This window comes from Gluconobacter sp. P5E10 (assembly GCF_018812145.1).
Classification (GTDB): domain Bacteria; phylum Pseudomonadota; class Alphaproteobacteria; order Acetobacterales; family Acetobacteraceae; genus Gluconobacter; species Gluconobacter cerinus.
Window position 1 is genome coordinate 61,305 of sequence record NZ_JACRVZ010000003.1, and the last position, 24,083, is coordinate 85,387.

Annotated in this window: 22 protein-coding genes and 1 tRNA gene; 14 read left to right on the plus strand and 9 right to left on the minus strand. The window is 55.9% G+C overall.

Annotation, left to right across the window (positions count from 1 at the left end; translation table 11 throughout):
• The first annotated feature begins 75 nt into the window (after positions 1-75).
• From hpnD to KP707_RS06785, 4 genes are all read left to right on the plus strand, one after another.
• Positions 76-951, plus strand: coding sequence for a presqualene diphosphate synthase HpnD (gene hpnD, locus KP707_RS06770; protein ID WP_211502571.1), 876 nt, complete (start codon positions 76-78; stop codon positions 949-951).
• Positions 952-956: 5 nt separating this feature from the next.
• Entirely contained in the window at positions 957-2,252 is a 1,296-nt protein-coding gene (hpnE, locus tag KP707_RS06775) for a hydroxysqualene dehydroxylase HpnE (RefSeq protein WP_211502572.1), read from the plus strand.
• Positions 2,253-2,325: 73 nt separating this feature from the next.
• On the plus strand, positions 2,326-4,314 hold the full coding sequence (gene shc / locus KP707_RS06780) for a squalene--hopene cyclase (RefSeq protein WP_211502573.1): 1,989 nt from the start codon (positions 2,326-2,328) through the stop codon (positions 4,312-4,314).
• Positions 4,314-4,946, plus strand: coding sequence for a hypothetical protein (locus tag KP707_RS06785; RefSeq protein ID WP_215751647.1), 633 nt, complete (start codon positions 4,314-4,316; stop codon positions 4,944-4,946). Before shc ends, KP707_RS06785 begins: the two co-directional genes overlap by 1 nt.
• Here the strand turns inward: KP707_RS06785 and KP707_RS06790 are convergent.
• The 3 genes from KP707_RS06790 to KP707_RS06800 form a co-directional block, all read right to left on the minus strand.
• A complete protein-coding gene (locus KP707_RS06790) occupies positions 4,914-6,275 on the minus strand; it encodes a sodium:solute symporter (RefSeq protein WP_211502575.1) in 1,362 nt (453 codons plus the stop codon). The genes KP707_RS06785 and KP707_RS06790 overlap by 33 nt on opposite strands.
• Before the next feature lie 85 nt (positions 6,276-6,360).
• Positions 6,361-7,161: an RlmE family RNA methyltransferase gene (locus KP707_RS06795; protein ID WP_046901679.1), complete on the minus strand. Its 801-nt coding sequence runs from the start codon at positions 7,159-7,161 to the stop codon at positions 6,361-6,363.
• Positions 7,158-8,282 carry a Ppx/GppA phosphatase family protein gene (locus tag KP707_RS06800; protein WP_086633238.1) on the minus strand — a complete coding sequence of 375 codons (1,125 nt, stop codon included), beginning with the start codon at positions 8,280-8,282 and terminating at the stop codon, positions 7,158-7,160. The genes KP707_RS06795 and KP707_RS06800 overlap by 4 nt, the downstream gene beginning before the upstream one ends.
• Before the next feature lie 158 nt (positions 8,283-8,440).
• Here KP707_RS06800 and KP707_RS06805 point away from each other — a divergent pair.
• From KP707_RS06805 to KP707_RS06815, 3 genes are all read left to right on the plus strand, one after another.
• Positions 8,441-8,514 (plus strand) — tRNA-Gln (locus tag KP707_RS06805).
• 150 nt (positions 8,515-8,664) lie between these two features.
• Entirely contained in the window at positions 8,665-10,158 is a 1,494-nt protein-coding gene (gene guaB, locus KP707_RS06810) for an IMP dehydrogenase (RefSeq protein WP_211502576.1), read from the plus strand.
• Positions 10,159-10,214: 56 nt separating this feature from the next.
• Entirely contained in the window at positions 10,215-11,549 is a 1,335-nt protein-coding gene (locus KP707_RS06815; RefSeq protein WP_086633206.1) for an RsmB/NOP family class I SAM-dependent RNA methyltransferase, read from the plus strand.
• On the opposite strand, the gene KP707_RS06820 is transcribed toward KP707_RS06815, so the two are convergent.
• Complete coding sequence (locus KP707_RS06820) at positions 11,491-12,021, minus strand: GNAT family N-acetyltransferase (RefSeq protein WP_211502578.1); 531 nt, start codon at positions 12,019-12,021, stop codon at positions 11,491-11,493. The two genes, KP707_RS06815 and KP707_RS06820, sit on opposite strands and share 59 nt — an antisense overlap.
• Positions 12,022-12,118: 97 nt before the next feature.
• Here KP707_RS06820 and KP707_RS06825 point away from each other — a divergent pair, with 97 nt between their 5' ends.
• Positions 12,119-13,942 carry a sodium:proton antiporter gene (locus KP707_RS06825; protein ID WP_086633204.1) on the plus strand — a complete coding sequence of 608 codons (1,824 nt, stop codon included), beginning with the start codon at positions 12,119-12,121 and terminating at the stop codon, positions 13,940-13,942.
• Here the strand turns inward: KP707_RS06825 and KP707_RS06830 are convergent.
• Complete coding sequence (locus KP707_RS06830; protein ID WP_211502579.1) at positions 13,939-14,448, minus strand: L,D-transpeptidase; 510 nt, start codon at positions 14,446-14,448, stop codon at positions 13,939-13,941. The two genes, KP707_RS06825 and KP707_RS06830, sit on opposite strands and share 4 nt — an antisense overlap.
• A 157-nt stretch (positions 14,449-14,605) precedes the next feature.
• Between KP707_RS06830 and KP707_RS06835 the strand changes: the two genes are divergently transcribed.
• Positions 14,606-15,340 carry a response regulator transcription factor gene (locus KP707_RS06835; protein ID WP_211502580.1) on the plus strand — a complete coding sequence of 245 codons (735 nt, stop codon included), beginning with the start codon at positions 14,606-14,608 and terminating at the stop codon, positions 15,338-15,340.
• Positions 15,341-15,357: 17 nt separating this feature from the next.
• Here the strand turns inward: KP707_RS06835 and KP707_RS06840 are convergent, their stop codons facing one another.
• The gene (locus tag KP707_RS06840) at positions 15,358-16,155 is read right to left on the minus strand and encodes an exodeoxyribonuclease III (protein ID WP_211502829.1); all 798 of its coding nucleotides are present in this window, start codon (positions 16,153-16,155) and stop codon (positions 15,358-15,360) included.
• Positions 16,156-16,235: 80 nt separating this feature from the next.
• Between KP707_RS06840 and KP707_RS06845 the strand changes: the two genes are divergently transcribed.
• The 4 genes from KP707_RS06845 to KP707_RS06860 all read left to right on the plus strand — a co-directional run bounded on the left by KP707_RS06845 (position 16,236) and on the right by KP707_RS06860 (position 20,899).
• On the plus strand, positions 16,236-17,243 hold the full coding sequence (locus KP707_RS06845; RefSeq protein WP_211502581.1) for a dipeptidase: 1,008 nt from the start codon (positions 16,236-16,238) through the stop codon (positions 17,241-17,243).
• Between the two features lie 314 nt (positions 17,244-17,557).
• A complete protein-coding gene (gene uvrC, locus KP707_RS06850) occupies positions 17,558-19,477 on the plus strand; it encodes an excinuclease ABC subunit UvrC (protein WP_373687785.1) in 1,920 nt (639 codons plus the stop codon).
• Positions 19,478-19,586: 109 nt separating this feature from the next.
• Positions 19,587-20,189 (plus strand): CDP-diacylglycerol--glycerol-3-phosphate 3-phosphatidyltransferase, encoded by a 603-nt coding sequence (gene pgsA, locus KP707_RS06855; RefSeq protein WP_086633199.1) that lies wholly within the window; start codon positions 19,587-19,589, stop codon positions 20,187-20,189.
• A 101-nt stretch (positions 20,190-20,290) separates the two neighbouring features.
• Positions 20,291-20,899: a hypothetical protein gene (locus KP707_RS06860; RefSeq protein ID WP_211502582.1), complete on the plus strand. Its 609-nt coding sequence runs from the start codon at positions 20,291-20,293 to the stop codon at positions 20,897-20,899.
• A 52-nt stretch (positions 20,900-20,951) separates the two neighbouring features.
• On the opposite strand, the gene lexA is transcribed toward KP707_RS06860, so the two are convergent.
• Complete coding sequence (lexA, locus tag KP707_RS06865; protein ID WP_211502583.1) at positions 20,952-21,677, minus strand: transcriptional repressor LexA; 726 nt, start codon at positions 21,675-21,677, stop codon at positions 20,952-20,954.
• A gap of 307 nt (positions 21,678-21,984) precedes the next feature.
• Here lexA and rpmG point away from each other — a divergent pair, with 307 nt between their 5' ends.
• Positions 21,985-22,152, plus strand: coding sequence for a 50S ribosomal protein L33 (gene rpmG / locus KP707_RS06870; RefSeq protein ID WP_046901668.1), 168 nt, complete (start codon positions 21,985-21,987; stop codon positions 22,150-22,152).
• A gap of 114 nt (positions 22,153-22,266) precedes the next feature.
• Here the strand turns inward: rpmG and KP707_RS06875 are convergent, their stop codons facing one another.
• The gene (locus KP707_RS06875; protein ID WP_211506777.1) at positions 22,267-22,596 is read right to left on the minus strand and encodes a septum formation initiator family protein; all 330 of its coding nucleotides are present in this window, start codon (positions 22,594-22,596) and stop codon (positions 22,267-22,269) included.
• Between the two features lie 147 nt (positions 22,597-22,743).
• Entirely contained in the window at positions 22,744-24,024 is a 1,281-nt protein-coding gene (gene eno / locus KP707_RS06880; RefSeq protein ID WP_099212650.1) for a phosphopyruvate hydratase, read from the minus strand.
• Positions 24,025-24,083 lie beyond the last annotated feature (59 nt).

Here is a 24,083-nt window from a genome sequence, read left to right on the forward strand (position 1 = left end):
CCGTTCGTGTCGGCTTTGTGACATCCCGGTTTGGGGCTAGAACGCAGAATTTCTGAAACAGAACAGGTGACAGACATGGTTTTCAGCAGGGCGCGTGCTTTTTCTGGTCTTCCCTGCGCGCAGGCCGATCTTGACCATGTTGCGCACATTGTCACAGCTTCCGGGACGTCTTTTGCCAGAGGTATGAAGGTCTTACCGGCTGCGAGACGGCAGGCCATGTTTGCAATCTATGCGTTCTGCCGGCAGGTCGACGACATTGCGGATGGTGACACAAATGTCGCTGACCCCGCACAGGCCCTGCAGGAATGGCATGAACGTATAGACCGCCTGTATCAGGGGGAAACGCAGGACGCACTCGATCGTGTTCTGGTAGCAGCTATTTTCCGGTTCCAGCTCCAGGCCAAGGATTTCCATGCTGTTATTGACGGTATGGCCATGGACTGCGGTGCCCCCATTGTTGCACCTGACGAGAAAACCCTGGATCTGTATTGCGATCGCGTTGCGTCAGCCGTAGGTCGCCTTTCGGTTCGTGCCTTCGGGGACTCTTCTGCTGCGGCTGACCGCGTATCAAAACATCTGGGACGCGCCCTCCAGCTTACCAACATCCTGCGCGACATTGCTGAAGATGCAGCACGGAACCGGCTGTACCTTCCGTCAGAGCTGCTGGAACGCTTCAACGTACCCACCAATCCAAAAGAAGCTCTGTACGCACACGGCCTGGATGATGTGGCACGTATCCTGAGCCGCCGCGCTCATGATCATTTCCGGGAAGCGCGCCGCGCAATGAGAGAATGCAACAGCACCGCCATGCGTCCAGCACGCATGATGGCAGCGTCTTATGAGCCCGTCCTGAACGCACTCGAAAAGCGTGGATGGAAAAATCCGGAGCTTTCTCCGAAAGTCAGTAAGGGCTGGCGGGCAGTGCGCGCTCTGGCGGCATACGTGAAGTAAGCCCGATGAGCCACGTTCATATTATTGGCGGGGGTCTGTCCGGCCTGTCTGCTGCCGTAGAACTTGCCGCCCAGGCCCAGGTCACGATCTATGAAGCGGGCCCTGCCTGTGGCGGACGCGCACGCTCTTTTCATGACCGCACGCTCGATACCCTGATCGACAACGGCAACCATCTGCTGCTGTCGGCCAACAACCTGACATTCCGGTATCTGGATATTCTCGGCGCCCGTCACACACTGGCAGGCCCCGGTATTCCAATCTTTCCTTACTATGATCTGGCAGAAGATCTGGCTTGGACACTTCGCCTTTCCAAAGGAAAAGTCCCGTTCTGGGCATTACCTGGCGGTCGCCGCGTTCCAGGCATGAAGCTTTCCGAACTGGCATCCCTGGGGCGTTTCCTGAAGGCTGATGACACAACCGTTGTGGAAGAGTGCCTGAAGCCCGGTCAGCTGAGCCGACGCCTTCTGGAGCCTTTCGCCATCTCGGTTCTGAACACAGACCTGCACACTGGTAGTGCACTGCTGTTGGGAAACGTCATCCGGAAGTCTCTGGCACAAGGCGGTATGGCCTGCTGCCCTTGGTTCCCAAAAATTGGCCTCTCTGAAACACTGGTCGATCCAGCGATTTCATACCTGAACCGTTACCATGCGACGGTCCGCAAGGGCGTTCGTGTTAGCACCATCATCAGAGAGAATGGCCGCGCGACTGCCATTGAGACGACGGAAGGCCGCATTGAGCTCGGCCCAGAAGACCACGTCATTGTCGCTACACCCGCTCCAGTCACCCAAAACCTGCTGCCGGAACTGGTTGTGCCCGACGCGTTCGAGAGCATTGCAAACGCGCATTTCAAACTTGCTGCACCCGTAGAGGCGAGGGGTGTCGTCGCTCAGGCAGGTTTTGTAGGTCTCGTGGGTGGTATTTCGGAGTGGATCTTTCTGAAAGGCGACGTCCTTTCCGTCACGGTCAGCGCCGCTAATCGCTACGCAGATCGGGACAGCAACGAGATGCTTGCCACCATCTGGTCTGAAATCCGGCGTGCTCTTGACCCTATCCTGCCTCAGCCACTCCCGGTCGCAATGCCACCCGCTCGGCTGCTACGGGAAAAACGAGCGACATTCGCCGCGACACCAGAGCAAAACCGCCGTCGCCCCCAAGCGAAGACAGATACCGCCAATATGGCGCTTGCGGGAGACTGGACGGATACAGGGCTTCCCTCAACAATCGAAGGGGCCATTCAATCCGGGCTGGCAGCCGTCAGCGCTCTGGGTTTCCGTTCTGCCGTGAAAAACACGGAAACGTGATGAGTGCTCTCCAAACCATGGCTGTAACACAACTCCCGATAATGAGGGCTGCATGTCCCGGGAGACCTGAACAATGCTGATCTATCCTGATGAAAAGGAGGACCGTGTGAGCGAGACCCTTTCCCACAAGCCTGTCGACGCCGAAAACGTCAACCGTGCCATTGAGGGGGCCCATGCCGCTCTGGGCAATCGCCAGAAAAACGACGGACACTGGGTTTTTGAACTTGAGGCAGACGCGACCATTCCTGCCGAATACGTTCTGCTAGAGCATTATCTTGATCGTATTGATCAGGAAAAGCAGGACAAGATCGGCGTTTATCTGCGCCGCATTCAGGGCGAACATGGGGGCTGGCCGCTTTATTTTGGTGGCGGCTTTGACTTGTCCGCAAGTGTAAAAGCTTACTTCGCGCTCAAGGCCATCGGGGACAGTATAGACGCACCACATATGCGTCGCGCCCGCGAAGCCATCCTGGACCACGGTGGGGCTGCCCGGTCCAATGTGTTCACACGCATCCAGCTTGCCCTGTATGGTGAAGTGCCCTGGGATGCCACGCCTGTCATGCCGGTCGAGCTCATGCTGCTCCCGCGGAAGGCGTTCTTCTCAGTCTGGAACATGTCGTACTGGTCACGATGTGTGCTGGCGCCAATGCTGGCAGTGGGGGCTATGAAGCCTACTGCCATCAATCCACGTGGCATTCATATTCAGGAACTGTTCGTCAAACCACCTGAGCTGGTCAAGGACTGGATCCGGGGTCCATACCGCTCAATCTGGGGACGGGCTTTCAAACATCTGGACTCTGCGCTTCGGCCTGTCCTGCCGCTCATTCCTAACCGCATCCATGAGAAGGCCATCAAGGCTGCCATCAGCTTTATCGAACCACGCCTGAGTCGTGGCGGCCTTGGAGCGATCTACCCTGCCATGGCCAACGTGGTCATGATGTATCGCGCGCTTGGCGTGCCCGACAGCGATCCGCGCGTGGTCACGGCATGGGAGTCCATTCAGGACCTTCTCGTTCAAAAAGAAGACGAAATTTACTGTCAGCCCTGCGTCTCCCCTGTGTGGGATACAGGACTGTCAGGGCTTGCCATGATGGAAGCGGCATCCGGTGCTCATCCCACCAAACGGGACGAAACCATCGCGAAGCTCAAGAAAAGTGCTGAATGGCTGCGGGACCGCCAGATCCTGGATGTCAAAGGAGACTGGGCAGTCAACACACCCAATCTACGTCCGGGTGGTTGGGCTTTCCAGTACGAAAACGATTACTACCCGGATGTGGATGATACGGCTGTTGTCGGCATGCTGCTGCATCGTGTTGATCCTGAAGAGAACCGTGAAGCCATTGAACGCGCACGGGAATGGATCATTGGAATGCAAAGCACCAATGGTGGGTGGGGCGCGTTCGACATCGATAATGATCTCGAAATGCTGAACCATATTCCGTTCTCGGATCATGGCGCGCTTCTGGACCCACCAACTGCCGATGTGTCCGCACGGTGCATTTCTTTCCTGTGCCAGCTTGGCCATCCGGAAGACCGGCCAGTCATCGACAAGGCACTGGATTACCTGCGCAAAGAGCAGGAAAAAGAAGGCTGCTGGTTCGGTCGCTGGGGCACGAACTATATCTACGGCACCTGGTCTGTTCTCTGCGCCCTGAACATTGCGGGCATCTCCTATGATGACCCGATGGTGAAGCGCGCCGTCACATGGCTGGAAGACGTTCAGCGTGCAGATGGCGGATGGGGCGAAGATTGCGCAACCTATGAAGGCGCGCCTCCAGGCACGTACAAGGAGAGCCTGCCGTCACAAACCGCCTGGGCTGTTCTCGCGCTGATGGCTGTGGGGCGCCGTAACAGTGAAGCCGTCAAGCGTGGCATCAACTTCCTGACATCAAAGCAGGATGATAACGGCGAATGGCAGGAAGACGCCTATAACGCTGTTGGCTTCCCGAAGGTATTTTACCTCCGCTATCACGGCTATAAGCAGTTCTTCCCGCTTCAGGCTCTTTCGCGTTACCGCAATCTGGGAACCAGCAACACCGGTCGCGTGGAATACGGTTTCTGATGCTGGGTGTTCTAGTCGGAATGAAGCAGGAAGCGCGCATCATTCGCCGCTTCCTGCCGGACGCACCGATTGCTTTGAGCAATGCTACAGCATCAGGTGCTCTGGCAGGAGCCGAGAGGCTTCTGCGCGCTGGGGCAACACGTCTGCTATCCTTCGGATGCGCTGGCGGACTATCAACCAGCGTAAAACCGGGCACGATTATCGTGGCAGATTGTGTTGTCATGACCGATACAAGTTACGAGGCCAATGCGGGTCTGAGCAGGCAGTTCGGGGCAGACCATGCTCGTCAAGGGCGCATTCTTCATAGCGACAGCCTCATCGAAACGGCGGAAGAAAAATCCCGTCTCTACGAAACCACAGGCTGTATCGCCGTCGATATGGAAAGCGGCGCAATAGCCAGAACCGGCAAGCCTTTCGCAGTCCTTCGTGTCGTCTGCGATGATTCAGCCCGCAGCCTGCCGCCAGCTGCACGGGATGGCCTCAAGGATGGCGCCATCCATCTTGGCGGACTGTTGTCCTCTCTCGTCAGGCAGCCATCGCAGATTCCTGCGCTCATCGAGCTGGGCAAAGATGCTGCCATGGCTCGGAAAGCAATGGCCTTATTTCTGGAAGCCCATCCGCCGCAGCTGTGAGAAAACCCTAGCTCCCGCAAAAGTCGCTAGAACGCCTGCGGGCACCAGCCAAGGGAAGGCGATGGGATGGCCTCCAATCCTGACCATCGCCAGACCGGCCAAAACAACAACGGCCGTCAGAAAACCGGCAATCCCATTTGCCTCATCTCGTGAATGTCCGACCATAGCCAGCAAAAACACTCCAAGTGTTGCACCATAGCTGTAAGACGCGATTGAAAGCCCGAATACGACGGCAGAGCCAGTCGGGTGAGAGAAAGACAGCGCCGTCACAACAAGCAGAACGGCCCAGAAACACGTCGCCGTCCGCAGGGACAGCGTCTTCTTTGGGAAAAAATCGCTTTTTGTCGCGGCTGCCATCGAATTCATGGCGCTGGAAAGAGATCCCATTGTCGCAGCAAGAATGCCAGCTACGAGCAGCCCGCGCAGAATAGGGGGCAATGTCAGAACAAACTGCGGGAAGAGTGCATCTGGAGCACCATGATAATCAGGCCAAAGCGCTCTTAACCCCACCCCGACAAACGAAAGTAGGGCGAACAGCAACGCCACGACAAACACACTTCCAATCATCGCTGCCCGCGCGCCTTTGAGCGTCTTTGCGGCGAGGCAACGCTGAAGCATGAGTTGGTCTGTACCGTGTGAGGCAAGGGAAAGAATTGCGCCGCCGACAACAGCTCCGGCTATGGAAAAAGGATTCGTGAAGGCTGGCAATCCCGCGGTAAACATGGGAGCTGCATGAAAAATATCAGTCCCTGCGCGGCTAAACAGCACGACCCCACACGCGACACTGCCGCCGAGATAGAGAAGCAATTGAAGCGTGTCGGACCAGACGACAGCTTTCAGACCGCCCGCCAGCGTGTAAGCCAGCGTGAGAATGACAATCCCCACAAGCAGGGCAATATCCGGAATGGGATAGCCGATATTCGTACATAAAAGGGAAACCGGAATCATGCCGGCGTACAAACGCACACCTTCGGCAAGAAGGCGGGTTAGCAGGAAGGTGCCAGACACCAGCTTCTGAAGACGCGTTCCGAACCGCTGACCGACATACCGATAGATGGATGTCGCGCCCCGCTCATGCAGAGGCAGAAACCACCAGGCAACAGCCACGCGTCCGAGCAGATACCCGACTGCCAGCCCCAGAAAAACATATCCGTGCAGGTATGCAACGCCAGGAACACTGACGATCGTCAATGTGGATGTCTCGGTTGCAACTAACGAGAGGCAGATAGCCCAGGGCGGAAGATCTTTATGAGGTTGCCGCGCCAGAGTGAGCGCAAAAAGCGGCAACGACACGAGGTAAAGCAGGATGACAGTAAGGCTCTGGATCATCCTGTCCGTTCTGTAGGTGGAACGTGATCCGGTCAAGCACCGGAACTGACGAGCGCCTTTAAAAAAGCGCTCGTCAGTTCAACGATCAGCCTTCGTCGCTTAGTCGCTCGGGGCGGAAACCCGTGGCAATGACGTAAAGTTCGCTTGATTCCTTGCGGGAAGCAGGTGGCTTGACATGCTTGACCGAAGAGAAGGCTTTCTTCATGGACTCAAGCATCTGTTTTTCAGAACCACCCTGAAAGACCTTGGCCACGAAGCTTCCGCCTTCAGCCAGTACCTGAACTGCAAAATCCAGCGCACCCTCTGCCAGTCCCATAATCCGCATATGGTCTGTTGCGGCATGGCCCGTTGTGTTGGGAGCCATATCAGACATGACAAGATCTGCTGGACCGCCGAGAATTTCTTTCAGGCGATCAGGCATTTCTGGATCTGTGAAATCCCCTTCAATGATCTCAGCACCGCTGACAGGATCGACAGGCAGGAGGTCCACACCTGCAATGTTGCCAGCACCACGTTTGACTGCAACCTGAGACCAGCCGCCTGGGGCCGCTCCCAGATCGATGACGCGTGCACCCGGCTTGATGATGTGAAACCGGTCGTCGATTTCGATAAGCTTAAAGGCTGCACGTGAACGCCAGCCCTGTTTGCGGGCTGCCGCGACATAGGGATCGTTGAGCTGCCGGTTCAACCAGCGCTGCTGTGCCGTGGTTCGCCCACGAGCTGTTCTGAGGGTGACGACCTTATTACGGGCCGTCTGTGAAGTAGAGGCGTCCTGAGTAGCGTCAGCTGCACCTGGTGCGGCAGCACTCTTGAGAGCTTTTCCAGGGATGCGCTTGGGTCCCGTATCCTTTTTGGAAGAACCGGAGCGGGATCTGGGCGGCTTCATATCGTGGCGTAATTCCCGAGAGGGCCCCTCGAACGGGGCGTTACATGTCGATGGGTCCTGCGGCGTTCTCTAGTGAAACGCTGACCATGATCGCGGGCCATACGCAGCAGCATGCCATCACGCAACCCCCGATCGGCAATCGTGACCTCTTCTATAGGCCAAGTCCGATGAATTGCCTCGAAAATTGCGCAGCCCGGAAGAACATACTTTACGCGATCCTGTCCGACACAGGGGTGCATCGCCAAATGATCGCGCGAAAGGCTACGAAGCGTATCGATGGCACTTCGCATGATTTGCCCCGGCAAAGTCAGGCCATCAATCGCCGCGCGATTATAACGGGGCAGGGCCAGAGCGACACCGGCAAGGGTCGTGACAGTACCAGACGTACCCAGCAGGCACGCATTTCCCTGTGCGACTTCACGGCGGATGCGGTGAACATTCTCAAAACCTACAAGGTGGCTCTGCACATGAGAAACCATCTCTTCATAGGAAGAGCCATGGCCTTCACCGAACATCTCCTGAAGCGTGATGACACCCACAGGCATACTGGTTGTGCCAATCAGTGTCTGAGACTTACGCTCCTGATCAACACGCACCCATGCAACTTCAGTGGAGCCACCGCCAATATCAAACAGAACGCCACGTTCAGACTGAGAAGGTGGCCGTGAGGGCATCCGGAAGAGGGGAGAGCAGCTCTCCAGGGCGAGCTCTGCTTCCTCACGCGCCGTGATAATATCAATGGTCAGACCAATTTCGGTCTGCACACGCTCTAGGAACTCGCGACCATTCACGGCGCGACGGCACGCTTCGGTGGCTACAGCGCGAACGTGGGAGAGGGGCCACTGCCGCATGCGCTCGACGCAAATGCGCAGGGCATCAAGCGCGCGTGTCATAGACTCTTCAGCAAGTCGGCCGCTGACACGCAGACCTTCCCCTAACCGGACAGACCTGTTGAAACTGTCCACGACCCGAAAACCATTCGGTGTGCCTGCGGCAATCATCAGCCGACAGTTATTCGTTCCAAGATCAATGGCCCCAAAGAACGGACCGGCCTGACGGGCACCAGACGCGCGAATTTGCGCCTGACCTGAAAGCCTCTGCTCCGTTCCTTGCCTCATCATCTTGTTTAGGCTCCCGATTTTGCCCGTGCTGGGACCTTGAATATGCAGCATGAGACGGGAAAACGTCTTACCGCAAGAAAAATATCAGTTTTTTCAAAAAAAGTGGAAAGACCCCCTTGCGTCACTCAGCCGTGATGGGTAAACACCCACTCACCGCTTGGGAGATAGTTTAGCGGTAGAACTACCGGCTCTGACCCGGTCAGCCCTGGTTCGAATCCAGGTCTCCCAGCCAACAAATTCCTTAAAATCTACCGCAAAAAAGAGACTTCCCCTCCAGGGGGAAATTAGTCTATGAGGACCCGCCAACGGCCGGCTGGGCCTCTTGGCCCCCGGTTCAGACTTCAAGCGTCCCACGACGCATGACCAACGGGGGCCAGCGGGCATGACATCCTCTTCCTGCACAACTGATTTTAACGCACGCATACGTGAAGCACTGGCGTTCGACGATGTTCTCGTCGAACCGGCTGAATCGTCCGTGCTTCCGGCCCAGACATCCACCCGCACACGCCTGACGCGCACCATTGAGCTGAACATCCCTTTGATGTCTTCGGCCATGGACACAGTCACGGAAGATGGCATGGCAATTGCCATGGCCCAGCAAGGCGGCATGGGCGTCATTCACAAGAACCTTTCCATTGAAGAGCAGGCCGAACAGGTTCGCCGCGTAAAGCGCTTCGAATCTGGCATGGTCGTTAATCCGGTCACGGTTGGGCCGGACCAGACACTGGCTGAAGTCAACGCCATCATGGCGCGCCACGGTGTCTCTGGCCTTCCAGTTGTGGAAGAGGGAACCGGTATCCTGGTTGGCATCCTGACCAACCGTGACGTCCGTTTCACCACGGACCTGAACACCCGCGTCCGTGATCTGATGACGAAGGACAATCTTGTCACGGTTCTCAATGGCGCTGCCCCTGAAGAAGCTCGCGCTCTGCTGCATCGTCACCGCATCGAAAAGCTACTGGTCGTTGATGAGGGCGGCCGCTGCATCGGCCTCATCACCGTCAAGGACATGGACAAGGCGACGACGCATCCGCTCGCCATCAAGGACGCGCAGGGACGGCTTCGCTGTGCCGCGGCTGTCGGCGTTGGAGAGGACGGTCTGAACCGTGCTACCGCCCTCGTGGAAGCCGGTGTGGACGTTATTGTCGTTGATACCGCTCACGGTCACTCCCACGGCGTTCTGAGCACTGTTCGGACACTGAAGGAGCGTCACCCAGGCCTTCAGGTCATTGCAGGCAACGTCGCGACCCCACAGGCAGCGCGCGCACTTATTGAAGCAGGCGCAGATTGCATCAAGGTTGGTATTGGCCCGGGGTCCATCTGCACAACCCGCGTTGTTGCAGGCGTCGGTGTTCCGCAGTTCTCCGCCGTTATGGAAACGGCAGCAGCCTGTCATGAGCTTGATGTTCCGGCCATCGCGGATGGCGGCATCCGGACATCCGGCGACATCGTCAAAGCCATTGGTGCCGGTGCTGACGTCGTGATGGTTGGCTCGCTGCTGGCCGGTACGGATGAGAGCCCGGGTGAGACGTTCCTGTATCAGGGGCGCTCCTATAAGTCGTATCGTGGCATGGGGTCTCTTGGCGCAATGGCCCGAGGTTCAGCGGATCGTTATTTCCAGGCAGAAGTCCGTGACACGCTGAAGCTCGTGCCGGAAGGGATCGAAGGACAGGTTCCTTATAAGGGCAGCATGGCTCCGGTCGTGCATCAGCTCGTTGGCGGCCTGAAAGCAGGCATGGGCTACACCGGATCGGCCACAGTTGCTGATCTTCAGGTCCGCACCATGTTCCGTCGCATTACGAATGCGGGCCTTCGTGAAAGTCATGTTCATGACGTGACAATCACGCGCGAAGCCCCGAACTATCGCCGGGACTGACATTTCCTGTGCATTGGCCTCTCGCTTTGAGAGGCCAAACCGGCTACGGGGGCGATATGACCCCCGCAGCTCGCCTTTCCGGCGCCATTGATCTGCTTTGTGCGATCCAGAATGCGCCCCGCCGTCCCGCAGACGCTACCGCTAACGCTTTTTTCCGTGAACGCCGTTATATAGGCGGCGGAGACCGGCGCGCCATTTCCACGCTTGCCTGGGATGTGCTGCGTGGCTGGCGGCGGCTGCACTGGCACCTGGAAGGCAGCCAAGGCGAAATTTCTCCACGCCTGCTATGTGCTGCATCCATGCTACTAACCGGCACGACGATGGATCAGGTTCGCATGTTATTCAGTGGCGAGCGCTATGCTCAAAAGCCTCTGACGCCGCGTGAAGATGTGAACCTTAAGCATCTGGAAGGAAAAGAACTTTCTACCCAGAAGCAACCTGTAGCAGTCCGCCTCGAATATCCGGACTGGATTGAGCCAGCCCTGCGCGAAACGTTCGGATCCCGAATGGCTGACGAAATGGAAGCCATGCTCGGAACCCCGACTTTGGATCTCCGCGTGAACCTCCTGAAGGGCACTCGCGAGGACGGTCTGCGTGCGCTGAAGAGCGAGGGACTGAACGCCGTCCCAACAAAGCTCTCGCCATGGGGATTGCGTCTCGATGGCCGTCAGCCAGTTACGGCAGCACAGGCTTTCAAAGACGGGCTGGTAGAAATTCAGGACGAAGGTTCCCAGCTCGTTGTCGCAGCCGCTGGCGCCAAACCGGAACACCGCGTTCTAGATTACTGCGCCGGCGCTGGCGGCAAGACTCTTGCCCTTGCCATGACCATGGAAAACAAGGGTCATATTGTTGCCTGTGACGTTCATGAAAAGCGCCTTGAAGGGGCTGTCAAACGTCTGCGTCGGGCAGGGGTGCATAATGTTGAGCGACACCTGCTCACTACAGGCGACAAATGGGCCAAGCGTCGGGCGGCAAGCTTCGATCGCGTTCTGGTTGATGCACCCTGTTCTGGCACAGGCACATGGCGCCGCAACCCGGATGCACGACTGCGACTGACACCTGAAGACATTCAGGAACTTGTTATCAAACAGTCAGAAATCCTTGATCGTGCAGCATCTTTGGTCAAACCCGGCGGCCGGATGATCTATGCGACGTGCTCTCTTTTGGCCGCTGAAAACGGGCAGCAGATTGATGCATTCCTAAAGCGTCGGACAGATTTTGTTCGTGTAGCTACGGAAGACCTACCCGATCTTCTACCAGCCGAACTCCGCGAAAAGGCTCAGTTTTCCCTGACGCCCCTTCGTGATGGAACGGATGGCTTCTTTGCCTGCGTCATGCAGCGGGTTGAACAGAAGGTTGAGACGTCACAGGAAGAAGCTCCTTCCACATAACAAGCGCATCCACATACCCTTGCTCAGGGTGGTTGAACGCACCGGGTAGCGTTCCAACCACCCTGAAACCAAGATGCTTCCAAAGCGCAATGGCTCGCAGATTGGTGCTAACGACAAAGTTGAACTGCATCGCCCTGTATCCGAGTGCCTGAGCCTCTTTCAGAGCATATGTTCCCATTTGCGTTCCCGCACCATATCCCGGCGCTGCAACAAAACCAGCATTAGCGACATGCTGACCACCGCCTTTCTGATTGTCCTGCACATAGAATGTGCCCACAATCTGGCCTGTCTTTGTCTCGGCAACATACACGCGATGCTCGACGGCCATCCAGTATGCCAAGACCTGCCGGCGGCCCCACGTTCGCGGCAGAGCGTACGTTTCCCCAGCTTTGAGAACAGGTGCTAGCAAGCGCCAGATACCCTCTCGGTCCAAGGACTGTGCCGGACGAATGGTCAGGATCGTTTCAACCATCGGATAACACTCTCAAAATCACGCAGTTAGGCCCAACACATTATCCGGGTTATGATACGGTTTCCAAAATCAGCACGGGACCGACGCGCTCTTACACATGCAGTATGATATTTTCATCGGCATCGCCTCGACCTTCGGGGCCGGAATGCTGGCCCAGTGGGTTGCCTGGCGGTTTCGCCTTCCCGCCATCGTGCTCCTGTTCACCATTGGGCTTCTGTTCGGCCCTGGGCTGGGCATTGTGCACCCCTCAGAGACGATGGGCTGGGTCTTCAGACCACTGGTCTCCCTTCTGGTCGCTATTGTCGTTTTTGAAGGCGGCATGGCTCTGGACATCCGGCAGCTCCGTGAGGCCGGGGAAGGTGTCGCACGCCTGACGATGCTGGCCTTGCCCATCAACTGGGTTCTGGGATCGCTGGCGGCCCATTACGTTGCCCACCTTGAATGGGGCACCTCGATGCTGTTTGGCGCCATCATTGTTGTGACAGGCCCGACCGTGGTGCTCCCGCTTCTACGAAGCGCCAAGCTTCAACCCCGGGTCGCAGCGTTCCTGCGATGGGAAGCCATCGTCAATGACCCGCTGGGAGCGATTCTCGCTGCCGTTGTGCTGCAACTCATGCTTCTGCACGTTGACCTGCATACCGGCGTCTTTTTTACCCACACACTTCCTGATCTGCTCGCTGCAGCAACTGAGTCGATTTCGGCAGGCATTCTTCCAGCCTATCTGATCCGTTATCTCTTCACTCGCGACATGATGCCGGAAATTCTCAAAACTCCGGTGCTTATCTCAATGGCACTGCTGATTTTCACGGCCTGCAATCTGGAAATGGAGGGCGCTGGCCTGGTCGCGGTCACTATTTTTGGCATGGCACTGACCAACCTCCACATTCCAGGCGTCGCAGAACTAAGGCGCATCAAGGAATCGATGGTGGTCCTCGTCGTGTCGGTCCTGTTCATCCTGCTGACGGCAGATCTTCATCGCGACGTTCTCAAGCATCTTTCCATTCCCATTCTGATGCTGACGCTTGTCGTACTATTCGTCGTCCGTCCGGTTGGAATTTTCTTTTCCACCCTGGGCACCAGTATGCCTTGGAAAGAGCGCCTCTTCGTCGGTTGGATTGCCCCCCGAGGCATTGTTGCGGCAGCCGTTGCTGGCGCCGCTGGTATTCGCCTGAAAGAAACGGGCTATCAGTCAGCTGACCTCATTATGCCGGCGGTCTTTGCCGTCATCGCTGTCACCATGATCCTTCATGGCTTTTCACTTCGTCCAATTGCGCGTGCCCTCAAGCTTACGCTCTCTAACGATCCGGCCATTGCCATTCTGGGGGCGAGCAAATGGTCCATCGACTTGGCAGCCTGCCTCCATCGGGAAAACATACCCGTTCTTCTAGTGGACAACCGATCCAGTGCGCTTATGGCAGCCGCACAACTCGACATTCCAGTTCTAAGAACTGAGCTACTGTCCCAGCACGGGCAGGAAGCACTGGAAGAACGACCGGCAGACTACCTGATCGCAACGACCGGAGACGGCATCTATAACGGGATGATCTGCGGACATCTCGCGCCAGCCATGGGGCGGGAACGGGTATTCCAGATCAGCCCGGGTGTCGCCCGACTGGATTTTTATCATGGGCTTTCCCGTGACTCCCGAGGAAAGGTTCTGGGAGAACCTGCCTGGAATTACACCCTGTTCGATACCCTGTTCGAGCAAGGCTGGCGCTTCGTATCCCGTGCAGCCAATGAGGCCAATGCGGCAGGGTTTGGAACGGACGACAACCGCCTCGATATCCTAGTCAGCAGACGCTCTGCCATTCTCATTCGTTCGGCAGAAGATCCGACTGTCATCACCCCGATGCCTGGGGACCTGATGATCTCGATGGTACCGCCGACTGACACTCCGCACACAGAGGAAGAGGCAGCTTAAGGCGCCTCCACCACAATCGCTGTCAGCCCCTGTTCCAGCACATAACGCAGGTCCTTTTCCTGCAATGCAATACAGCCTTCCGTCACACCGCTGGCGGGAGGCAGATGCAGGAAAATTGCAGATCCACGTCCCGACTCGATGGTGACGTCATTCCACCCCATCACAATGCAGAGATCATAGACATGGTCATCCCGGAACATTTTCTCACATGAAGCAGGGTGAGGAAGTGTCACCGGACGGTTATAATCCGGGTGCGATCCGTCATCGCACCAACCATCCGAAGCAGCAATTGGCTCGATAGGTAAACCCGCGCCGGAAACAGGCTTTTCCACACGATCTGCGCGATACAGGATACGGCGGAGGGGTAATTCACCTACAGGGGTCGCGTGATCACCTTCACGCTTGTCAAGGCGAATACCACCAGCCCCGATCAAAGCCGGAATGATTACATTACGAAAGTGAAGAAAAGCGCGGCCCTCAGTGATTCTCAAAATAGCTTTAGTCATGTTGCTGTTCCCTTTCGGATAAGTATTTGTCATATCTCAGATGGCAAGTGTGCTGCTGGTCCTGCGGTGCAGGATAGGCAGAATTGGATGCGTGGCCTATTAACGCGAACACATGCGGATGTGACGTTTTCCGCCTAGATAAAACGAGACAGGTATTATGGCAGGTCCCCGGCCCATCCTCGTGGTAGATGATGACGATACGCTACGAAGCCTGCTGACAGAGCAACTCCAGCACGGTGGCGAACTTGAGGCTGTGGAAGCAGTCTCCGTGGCAACAGCAAGTGAGCTCCTCAAGAAGCCTGGTGCTCGTTACGACGCCATGCTGCTGGACATCACCCTTCCTGACGGAGACGGCCGCGACTTCTGCGCGGAACTCCGTCGCGAAGGCGTTCGGATGCCGATCATTATTCTGACCGGTTCAGACGATGAAAGCGACGTTGTCCGCGGGCTTGATGCAGGCGCGAACGACTATGTCGCAAAGCCATTCCGTATCGGGGAACTGCTGGCGCGGCTTCGGGCACAGCTCCGGATCTTTGAAAACAGCGAAGATGCCGTTTTTGAAATCGGCCCTTACGCGTTTCGTCCATCAGCCAAACTTTTGGTTGAGACGGCCCGCAATCGCCGCATTCGCCTGACTGAAAAAGAAGCCGCGATTCTCAAGTATCTTTACCGGGCCGGTCAGCGCCCCGTCGCCCGTCAGGTGCTTCTGAACGAAGTCTGGGGTTACAACGCTGCAGTTACGACCCATACGCTTGAGACGCATATCTATCGTCTTCGCCAGAAAATCGAGCCAGACCCCACCAAGACGTCCCTGCTGATCACAGAAGGGGGCGGGTATCGTCTTGACCCGGAAGGCCGCACTGTTGCTACGGCCGAATCACTGACAGCCTGATACTCAGGCTCTGCCGGTCAGGCTGGATCGAAATCCAGCACGACCGGCACGTGATCTGAAGGGCTGTCCCAATCGCGAACATCCCGCAGAACACGAATATTCCGAAGGCCTGGCATCAGATCTGGCGTAAGCCAGACATGATCTAGGCGCCTTCCACGATCTGACTTCTTCCAGTCCTTGTTCCTGTAGGACCACCATGTGTACAATTTGGTGGGCTCAGGCGTAATCCGTCTCATGGCGTCCTCAAACCCTGTCGCCATCCAAGTATTAAGTCGCTCGGTCTCTGGCGGCGTATGGCTAACGATTTTGAGAAGCTGACGATGGCTCCAGACATCATGCTCCAACGGAGCGATGTTGAGATCTCCAACCACAATGCTGCGCACTGGTGGACTATCCGTGAACCATTTCGCGGCTTCTTCTACAAACGCGAGTTTGTGGGCAAATTTTTCGTTTTCTTCCGGATCCGGGATATCGCCCCCCGCAGGGACATAGAAATCATGCAGCATCACTGGCCCGCCAGGTGTCTGAATCGATGCCGCGATGTGCCGACAATCGCTCCGGCTGCACCAGTCAGGCGTATTCGCAACTGAGTTGAGGGGCAGGCGGGACAGGATTGCAACCCCGTTATATCCCTTCATTCCTCGATAGAGCTGATGCGGAAAGCCAAGCTCCACAAGAGCTTCGGCCGGGAAGAGCGGATCGGGCACTTTCGTCTCCTGAAGGCAGACGATGTCCGGATTTTCCTCCTCAACGAGCTTCTTCAGCAGCGGCAGACGAAGCCGGAGGGAGTTGATGTTCCATGTAATCAGACGCATCACCATTGGATCGTCTGAATTGAGCGCTTTGACAAGCACCTCTTGCGTCAGACCCGCTCACACCCGATCTAGGACGGATCATGACTGAACTGCACGACACGCTTCTGACTTTCGATACCCATATCGACATTCCATGGCCCGATCAGGCGGATGCCTGGTCTCTGAACACGGACCGAAAAGTCGATGTAAGAAAATGCGATCAGGGCAAACTTCGCTCTGTCTGCCTTGCCGCATATATTCCGCAGGGACCACGCGATGAAGCGGGCCATGAAGAGGCCTGGCACCGTGTTCAGGCGATGCTCAAGGTCATCAACGCCCTCGGCGGACATCAGGACGGACTGAGCGCAAATGTCTGTCGAACCGCCAAGGATGTCCGTTCAGCATTCCAGTCAGGAGCGCTCGCTATTGTTCCCGCCATTGAAAATGGCCATGCGCTTGGTGGTGTACCGTCCCGGATCGGTCAACTGGCTGCAGAGTATGGCGTCCGATACCTGACCCTGACCCACAACGGGCATAACGCTCTCGCAGACGCGGCCATTCCGAGAAAAGACCTGAATGATAGTCCTGAACTTCATGGGGGACTGTCTGAACTGGGCCGCGAGACCATTCGCGAGATGAATCGCCACGGTGTGCTGGTGGATGTGTCACACACGGCAAAATCCACCATGATGCAGGCGTCAGAACTTTCCACCACGCCGGTATTCGCTAGCCACTCCTGCGTTAGAAGTCTCTGCGATCATCCTCGCAACCTCGACGACGAGCAGCTCGATCGCCTGAAAGAAACTGACGGACTGATCCAGATTACCGCCATGGGATCTTTTTTACGTAAAGGCGGTGGGGGCACCGTAGAAGATCTGGCGCGCCATGTTGCCTATGTCGCCGAGCGGGTGGGCGTTCGCCATGTTGGTGTGTCATCAGATTTCGACGGCGGCGGTGGTATACCAGGCTGGCAGGATGCAACTGAAACACCGGCTGTGACACAGGCGCTCCTCAAGACCGGGTTTAGCCCTGAAGAGCTGACTGCTATCTGGGGTGGTAATATGCTGCGTCTGATGGAAAAGGCTGAGCAAGCATCAATTTCAGCCTGAAAAGACAGCTCTGTTCAGCAAAAAAGTGCGCCCTAACGGGAACAGAACGGGACCATTCAGACTTAATGTGGAGTGCACTCATCCACGATGTTTCGGAAAGCTGTCATGTCCCGTTCGACACGAACCTCAAACTAGAAATTTTTCCGCACCCTGACGGAACGGAAAATATTTTCCATTATTATCAATATCTTACGTTTACTGATTAAAAATTAGGCAATCTGATGGCAAGGCCGGGAAACCTTGGCCTTCATGATTCTGTCATGGAGCAACCCACAGACTTGTCCACAGGATCAGTGGATGACTGAAGAACTGGCATGACTGACCCTACGCCCACAGAGACAGAAACCTCAATGACACCTGAAGAAGCTCCTGTTCCCGTTGTGAAAAAGCAGGGCGTCGAGGCTATTCGGGACGCTTTGAAAACCATTCCCTACAGCCCTGGCGTGTATCGCATGCTCGGCGAGAAAGGGGAGGTTCTGTATGTGGGCAAGGCGTTAAGCCTCAAGAAACGTGTCTCTTCCTATACGCGCACGACCCAGTTGCCAGAGCGTCTGCGCCGTATGGTGTCTCTGACGGTCTCGATGGAGATTGTCATTACCCGGACGGAAGCTGACGCGCTTCTGCTGGAAGCAAACTACATCAAGCGTATGAAGCCACGCTTCAACATCCTGCTGCGGGATGACAAAAGCTATCCGTGGCTGATGCTCACTGAAAATCACGAATTTCCCCAGATCACCAAACAGCGTGGAAAACCCGTGAAAGGCGCTACCTACTGGGGACCTTTTGCTTCCGCATGGGCGGTAAATCAGACTCTGAACCTTGTGCAGCGAACTTTTCTACTGCGATCCTGCTCTGACGCTGTTCTTAAGAGCCGGACAAGGCCCTGCCTACTGTTTCAGATCAAACGCTGCGCTGCCCCATGTGTGGATCGCATTTCCAAAGAAAATTATAGCGAGCTGGTCGTACAGGCTCGGCAATTCCTCTCGGGTAAAAATACCGAGCTGCAGCAGGAACTTGCTGTTGAAATGGAACGCGCCTCTGAAGCCATGGAATATGAGCGGGCTGCAGCCATTCGGGATCGTATTCGTGGATTTTCCAGCATCCAGAATTCAGGAATCATCAATCCGGCCTCCATTCACGACGCCGACATCGTGGCAATCTGGCAGGCCGCAGGGCAAACCTGCATTCAGGTCTTTTTCATCCGTGGAAGCCGCAATAACGGCAACCGTGCCTTCTATCCCGTGCATGCGGAGGAAGAGACCCCGGCTGACGTGCTCTCCGCCTTCCTCATTCAGTTCTATGACAACAAGCCTCCACCGCCTGTTATCCTGGTGAATCAGGAGATCTCAGAACAGAAGCTCGTCGAAGAGGCCCTCAGCATCAAGAGGGAGCAGAAAGTCGAGGTTGTCTGTCCTCAACGCGGCGAAAAGAAAAGTGTCGTAGATCACGCCACCCTAAACGCGCGTGAAGCACTGGAGCGAAAGCTGGCGGAGAATACCGGACAGCGCAAACTCCTGGAGGGCGTCGCGAAGGTTTTCAGCCTCACTGAAACACCCCAGCGGATCGAAACCTACGATAATTCACACATCATGGGTCAGGCACCTTATGGCGTCATGGTTGTGGGTGGGCCGGAAGGTTTTGAAAAGCGCTCCTATAGAAAATACGCCATCAAGGGCCCAGTCACTCCCGGTGATGATTTCGGCATGATGCGGGAAGTCATGGAACGCCGCTTCGGAAAAAACAGGGAAGATGGAGAACGACCTGAAGACTGGCCAGATCTGCTGCTAATTGATGGCGGCCTGGGTCAGTTCAACGCAGTGCGCAACGTATTGGCAGACCTTGGCGTTACGGGAATTCCCATTGTGGCAATCGCCAAGGGCCCGGATCGTGATGCTGGACGCGAATGGTTTTTCACTGAAACACAGCCACCGTTCCAGCTCCCACCTCGTGATCCGGTTCTCTATTATCTTCAACGCTTGAGAGACGAAGCCCACCGTTTCGCCATTACGACACACAGGGCAGGGCGCTCCAAAGGACTTCGGAAATCTGAACTGGATGATGTTCCGGGAATCGGGGGGGCCCGCAAGAAGGCACTTCTGAATCACTTTGGGTCAGCCAAGACCGTGCGACAGGCCAGTCTCGAAGAGCTTGAAACTGCACCCGGAATCAGCTCTGGAACCGCCAGAGCCATCTACGGGCACTTTCATCCCGAATGGCTTCGGACACAGAGCTGACAATTCCGTGAGGTCACGCCCTGAACGCTGGCTTGGCATAAAAAATACACACATTCAGAGCGGATTGGCGCATACCGGAGACGGATAAACTGTTCTAGACTGCTTCGTGATGCTGACTGATCTGCCAAACGTCCTGACTCTGCTCCGTATTGCAGCCATTCCTGTTCTGGTTGCCCTGCTGGCGCTGCATTCCGCACTCGGTAACGTCGCAGCCTGCGTTGTGTACACGGCTGCCTGCATTACGGATTATCTGGATGGTGCTCTGGCACGGAAATGGCAAATGCTATCCGAACTGGGTCGGATGATGGATCCGATTGCCGACAAGCTTCTTGTCGGTGCGTTGTTGCTCGCACTCGCTGGCCTGACCACACTTCCAGTGTATTCGCTCTACGCAGCCATCATCATCATGCTACGCGAGATTCTGGTCAGTGGCTTGCGTGAATACATGGCCTCCCAACGCGCAACCCTTCCATCCACCCGCCTTGCAAAATGGAAGACCGGAATTCAGATGGTTGCGATCGGTTTCCTGATTGGCGGAGACAAAGCTGCGGCTACGCTTCATCTTTCATTCCTGCCGGCCACACTAATCGGCGGTATTCTTCTCTGGGTTTCAGTTATTCCAACAGTTCTAAGTGGGTGGGGCTATCTCACCGCCGGACTTTCCAGAATGATGGCCTCTGAGCCGCGCAAGTCCTCAAAGATCGTCTCCTGATCTGGACTATCTGTGATTATTATTGCAGTTATCAGCTCGTCATCTGGCGCTTTTAATCGATGACAGGTAAAGTTCAGGGATCGACCTTATGGGAGTACACAATGCGTAAGGCCGCTCTACTGGCATTACCTCTGGCCCTGAGCGGCTGTGCGGGCATGGGCAAGTTTTTCAATGACACCGCGCTGTGGTCGGGAAGCAATCCTAATGCTCCCCATGGCGATAGTGAAAATCTTCGCAGGGCACGCGGTGAATTCGTAGCAGCTGCACCAATCCTGCCAGAAGGCGGGAACATGTGGCCCGGCTCACCTCAGCCTCTGCCAACTCTCAAAGATGTTGTGAACCCTGACAGCGTCTTTAATAAGTCTCTTGGCGATCCGGCTACGTATTTTGGCGGTGCAACGCTCGACAAGAATTTCATGGGTGGTGGTATTGCCGGCACCGGTGCTCTCGGCGTCTCTGGCCCTCAGATGAAGCCGGGCGACACCATGTCCGTCGGTGAAAAAATCGATGCGATGCGTGGTGTGTCAGAAGATCGCAGTCACTTCTTCCCGACGCTTCCCACTAGCGTTCCAGATAATGCTGGTCGTTTCCTGAACAAAAACCCTGACAAAACCATCATCATCCCGAATGGGGATGGAACGAGCACGCTTATTGCTCCGGATGGTAAAGTCCGCGTTGTACGCGGCGTGCCGTCAGTTCCTAATAAATAATCATCAGAAGTCATCTGCCTTGCAGGAGAATTAAACCAGCAAGGCAGTTTTCTTAGTACTGCCTGAAAAGGGCGACTAGCCGCCCCTGGATGCGCACACGCGCAGCCGGCAGAATACGTGTCTCGTATTCCCGATTAGCGGCTTCCAGAGCAATCGTAGAACCACGACGGCGCAGCTTCTTGAGCGTCACTTCCTGATCATCAATCAGCGCGACCACGATCTGACCACTATCCGCCACTTCGCCGCGACGGATGATGGCAACATCACCGTCCAAAATGCCAGCTTCAATCATGGAATCACCCGCAACTGTGAGGGCATAATGCTCTCCAGTGCCGAGCAGGGACGATGGCACCTGAATCTGTGCGCTATCATCCTGCAGGGCCTCAATAGGGAGGCCGGCAGCAATGCGTCCATAAAGTGGAAGCTGAACGCTTGTGTTTTCAACGGGAGAGCGAGGCGCCTCAGAAAATGTCCCGGGAAGATCCTGACGACCACCCTCAACAACTGTGGGGACGAAAGGCACCGGATTAGCCACGGCATCTACAACCGGGGCCTCAAGCCCCATATGCGGCAAACGCAGAACTTCAAGCGCTCTTGCACGATGGTGATGCCGTCGCAGAAAGCCGCGCTCTTCAAGGGCGGAAATGAGGCGATGAATTCCTGATTTGGAACGAAGTTCGAGGGCGTCCTTCATTTCATCGAAGGAAGGAGAATAGCCCGTCCGCCGAAGATGTTCGTCAATGTATAGCAAAAGCTGGTGCTGCTTACGCGTCAGCATACAGGCGCTCCCATGCGCCTCGGTGGAGGCAAAATCTGAAGATTGAGACACTGCATAAACTTATGCGACGCTCTTTTGTTCCTTATAGGTTCCCGTTCGTCCACCTGCAAGAACATCTACCAGGCATCAACAAAGCTTTTATCTGGCTAAAAACCCCGGTTTTTGTGGAAAAATGCACCTTATCCCTGGATTTTCTTCAGAAAGCCTTGACCTAGGACATACAAATCAGCATGTTGCGCCGAACTAGATCAACCTGCTGCTTTGGCACTTGCGAGCGGCATCAGGACGGCGCAAGCCCGAGGGTATCATGGGAAAAAGCAACGTTATTCAGATCCGTCTCGTCTCGTCGGCTGACACCGGCTACTTCTACGTCACGAAGAAGAACGCACGTTCTGCTACGGGCAAGATGGAAGTCCGTAAGTATGACCCGGTTGCCCGCAAGCACGTGACCTTCCGCGAAGCCAAGATCAAGTAAGATCTCGCGGATCATACGACGTTAAAAAAGGCGACCTTCGGGTCGCCTTTTTTATTAGCTCAATTTCTGACGAATAGACTTTTCCGAACATAAAAAAAGAGCCGAGAACGGCTCTTAAAATAGTTTGTCGTGCGGACCGTAGGGAATAACGATATCACCGTTACGCGTCAGATTGAGCATGGCACGGGAACGTTCATCCAGAATGTCAGCATCAAGAGCTTTCTCTTTCAGAGCCAGCACTCGACGGTGCCACACCGCCTGTTCATCCCTGGCATCCTGCTGCGCCTGGATAGCCTGCTGCTGAAGCACAAGCTGATCCTGATAGGCGCGGATACCATGAGCGCCATGAAGGGCGTTCCACGCGAAATAAGCGGTCAGGGACAGAAAAAGCACAGGGGGAGCAACCGCGCGGATGGCACGTTTGATAAGTCTGACGGGTCTCACGCGGGGTAACAGGCTCCCTTGGCTTGAAAACTTCCCAACAATCTAGCTCAGAGAGAGGCTGCGAAACAATCACTGTTGTTCAAGACAGTAGATTATTTTAGCGCGCATATAAAACCGGCCTCCTGAATAGAGGCCGGCGTTCGTTGATCAGACGGACTTCAGAATGCTGCGACCTGCATAACGGGCTGCGCTTCCGAGCTGCTGCTCAATACGGATCAGCTGGTTGTACTTAGCCGTACGGTCAGAGCGGGAGAGGGAACCCGTCTTGATCTGACCACAGTTCGTAGCAACAGCAAGATCTGCAATGACGGCGTCTTCAGTCTCACCAGAACGATGGCTCATAACGCAGGTGTAGCCAGCCTTGTGCGCTGTTTCGACTGCTTCCAGCGTCTCCGTCAGTGTGCCAATCTGATTGACCTTCACGAGCAGGGAGTTCGCTGTCTTGGCCTTGATGCCGCGACGAAGACGCTCAGGATTGGTCACGAACAGATCATCACCAACGAGCTGGAGACGATCACCCAGACGGGACGTCAGCTCAGCCCAGCCTTCCCAGTCATCCTCAGCCAGACCATCTTCAATGGAGACAATCGGATACTTCTTGGCGAGATCTTCGAGGTAGGAGATCATGCCTGAAGAGTCGAACTCCTTACCTTCACCCTTCAGGTTGTAACGGCCGTTGCTGTAGAACTCGGTCGCTGCACAATCGAGGGCAAACGTCACGTCATCGCCCGGACGATACCCGGCAGCCTCAACAGACTTCGTAATGAAGCTCAGAGCTTCATCAGCAGACTTCAGCCCCGGAGCAAACCCGCCCTCATCACCAACATTGGTGTTGTGACCAGCAGCAGACAGACCCTTCTTGAGAGCAGCGAAGATTTCAGACCCCATGCGCACGGCATCAGCCAACGTCGGCGCACCAACTGGCTGGATCATGAACTCCTGAATGTCGATCGGGTTATCCGCGTGTTCGCCACCATTCACGATGTTCATCATGGGAACCGGAAGCGTGTGCGCGAAAACGCCACCGACATAGCGATAGAGCGGCAGTTCCAGCTCTTCTGCCGTCGCCTTGGCAACCGCGAGAGAAACGCCGAGAATTGCATTCGCACCAATGCGGGACTTGTTCGGTGTGCCATCCAGCTCGATCATCGCGTTGTCGATTGCGATCTGATCTTCGGATTCGGCACCCTGCAACACTTCAAGGATTTCGTCTTCGACAAAACCACAGGCCTTCAGAACACCTTTGCCGTTGTAACGGGACTTGTCCCCGTCACGCAGCTCAACGGCTTCGTGGGCACCAGTGGAAGCACCGGAAGGAACTGCGGCGCGACCGCGGGCACCAGACGACAGCTCAACCTCAACCTCAACGGTTGGGTTACCACGGCTGTCCAGGATCTCGCGGGCGGTGATATCAACAATGGCGCTCAATGGAAGCTCTCCTGGATATGCGTGAACCGGGGGTGGCTCATAACCGTTCGGGACGGACC

Excerpts from the sequence above, each read along its gene's own strand:
- hpnD (WP_211502571.1), top strand. The coding sequence starts at position 76 with ATGGTTTTCAGCAGGGCGCGTGCTTTTTCTGGTCTTCCCTGCGCGCAG.
- hpnE (WP_211502572.1), top strand. The coding sequence starts at position 957 with ATGAGCCACGTTCATATTATTGGCGGGGGTCTGTCCGGCCTGTCTGCT.
- shc (WP_211502573.1), top strand. The coding sequence starts at position 2,326 with ATGCTGATCTATCCTGATGAAAAGGAGGACCGTGTGAGCGAGACCCTT.
- KP707_RS06785 (WP_215751647.1), top strand. The coding sequence starts at position 4,314 with ATGCTGGGTGTTCTAGTCGGAATGAAGCAGGAAGCGCGCATCATTCGC.
- KP707_RS06790 (WP_211502575.1), bottom strand. The coding sequence starts at position 6,275 with ATGATCCAGAGCCTTACTGTCATCCTGCTTTACCTCGTGTCGTTGCCG.
- KP707_RS06795 (WP_046901679.1), bottom strand. The coding sequence starts at position 7,161 with ATGAAGCCGCCCAGATCCCGCTCCGGTTCTTCCAAAAAGGATACGGGA.
- KP707_RS06800 (WP_086633238.1), bottom strand. The coding sequence starts at position 8,282 with ATGATGAGGCAAGGAACGGAGCAGAGGCTTTCAGGTCAGGCGCAAATT.
- guaB (WP_211502576.1), top strand. The coding sequence starts at position 8,665 with ATGACATCCTCTTCCTGCACAACTGATTTTAACGCACGCATACGTGAA.
- KP707_RS06815 (WP_086633206.1), top strand. The coding sequence starts at position 10,215 with ATGACCCCCGCAGCTCGCCTTTCCGGCGCCATTGATCTGCTTTGTGCG.
- KP707_RS06820 (WP_211502578.1), bottom strand. The coding sequence starts at position 12,021 with ATGGTTGAAACGATCCTGACCATTCGTCCGGCACAGTCCTTGGACCGA.
- KP707_RS06825 (WP_086633204.1), top strand. The coding sequence starts at position 12,119 with ATGCAGTATGATATTTTCATCGGCATCGCCTCGACCTTCGGGGCCGGA.
- KP707_RS06830 (WP_211502579.1), bottom strand. The coding sequence starts at position 14,448 with ATGACTAAAGCTATTTTGAGAATCACTGAGGGCCGCGCTTTTCTTCAC.
- KP707_RS06835 (WP_211502580.1), top strand. The coding sequence starts at position 14,606 with ATGGCAGGTCCCCGGCCCATCCTCGTGGTAGATGATGACGATACGCTA.
- KP707_RS06840 (WP_211502829.1), bottom strand. The coding sequence starts at position 16,155 with ATGCGTCTGATTACATGGAACATCAACTCCCTCCGGCTTCGTCTGCCG.
- KP707_RS06845 (WP_211502581.1), top strand. The coding sequence starts at position 16,236 with ATGACTGAACTGCACGACACGCTTCTGACTTTCGATACCCATATCGAC.
- uvrC (WP_373687785.1), top strand. The coding sequence starts at position 17,558 with ATGACTGACCCTACGCCCACAGAGACAGAAACCTCAATGACACCTGAA.
- pgsA (WP_086633199.1), top strand. The coding sequence starts at position 19,587 with ATGCTGACTGATCTGCCAAACGTCCTGACTCTGCTCCGTATTGCAGCC.
- KP707_RS06860 (WP_211502582.1), top strand. The coding sequence starts at position 20,291 with ATGCGTAAGGCCGCTCTACTGGCATTACCTCTGGCCCTGAGCGGCTGT.
- lexA (WP_211502583.1), bottom strand. The coding sequence starts at position 21,677 with ATGCTGACGCGTAAGCAGCACCAGCTTTTGCTATACATTGACGAACAT.
- rpmG (WP_046901668.1), top strand. The coding sequence starts at position 21,985 with ATGGGAAAAAGCAACGTTATTCAGATCCGTCTCGTCTCGTCGGCTGAC.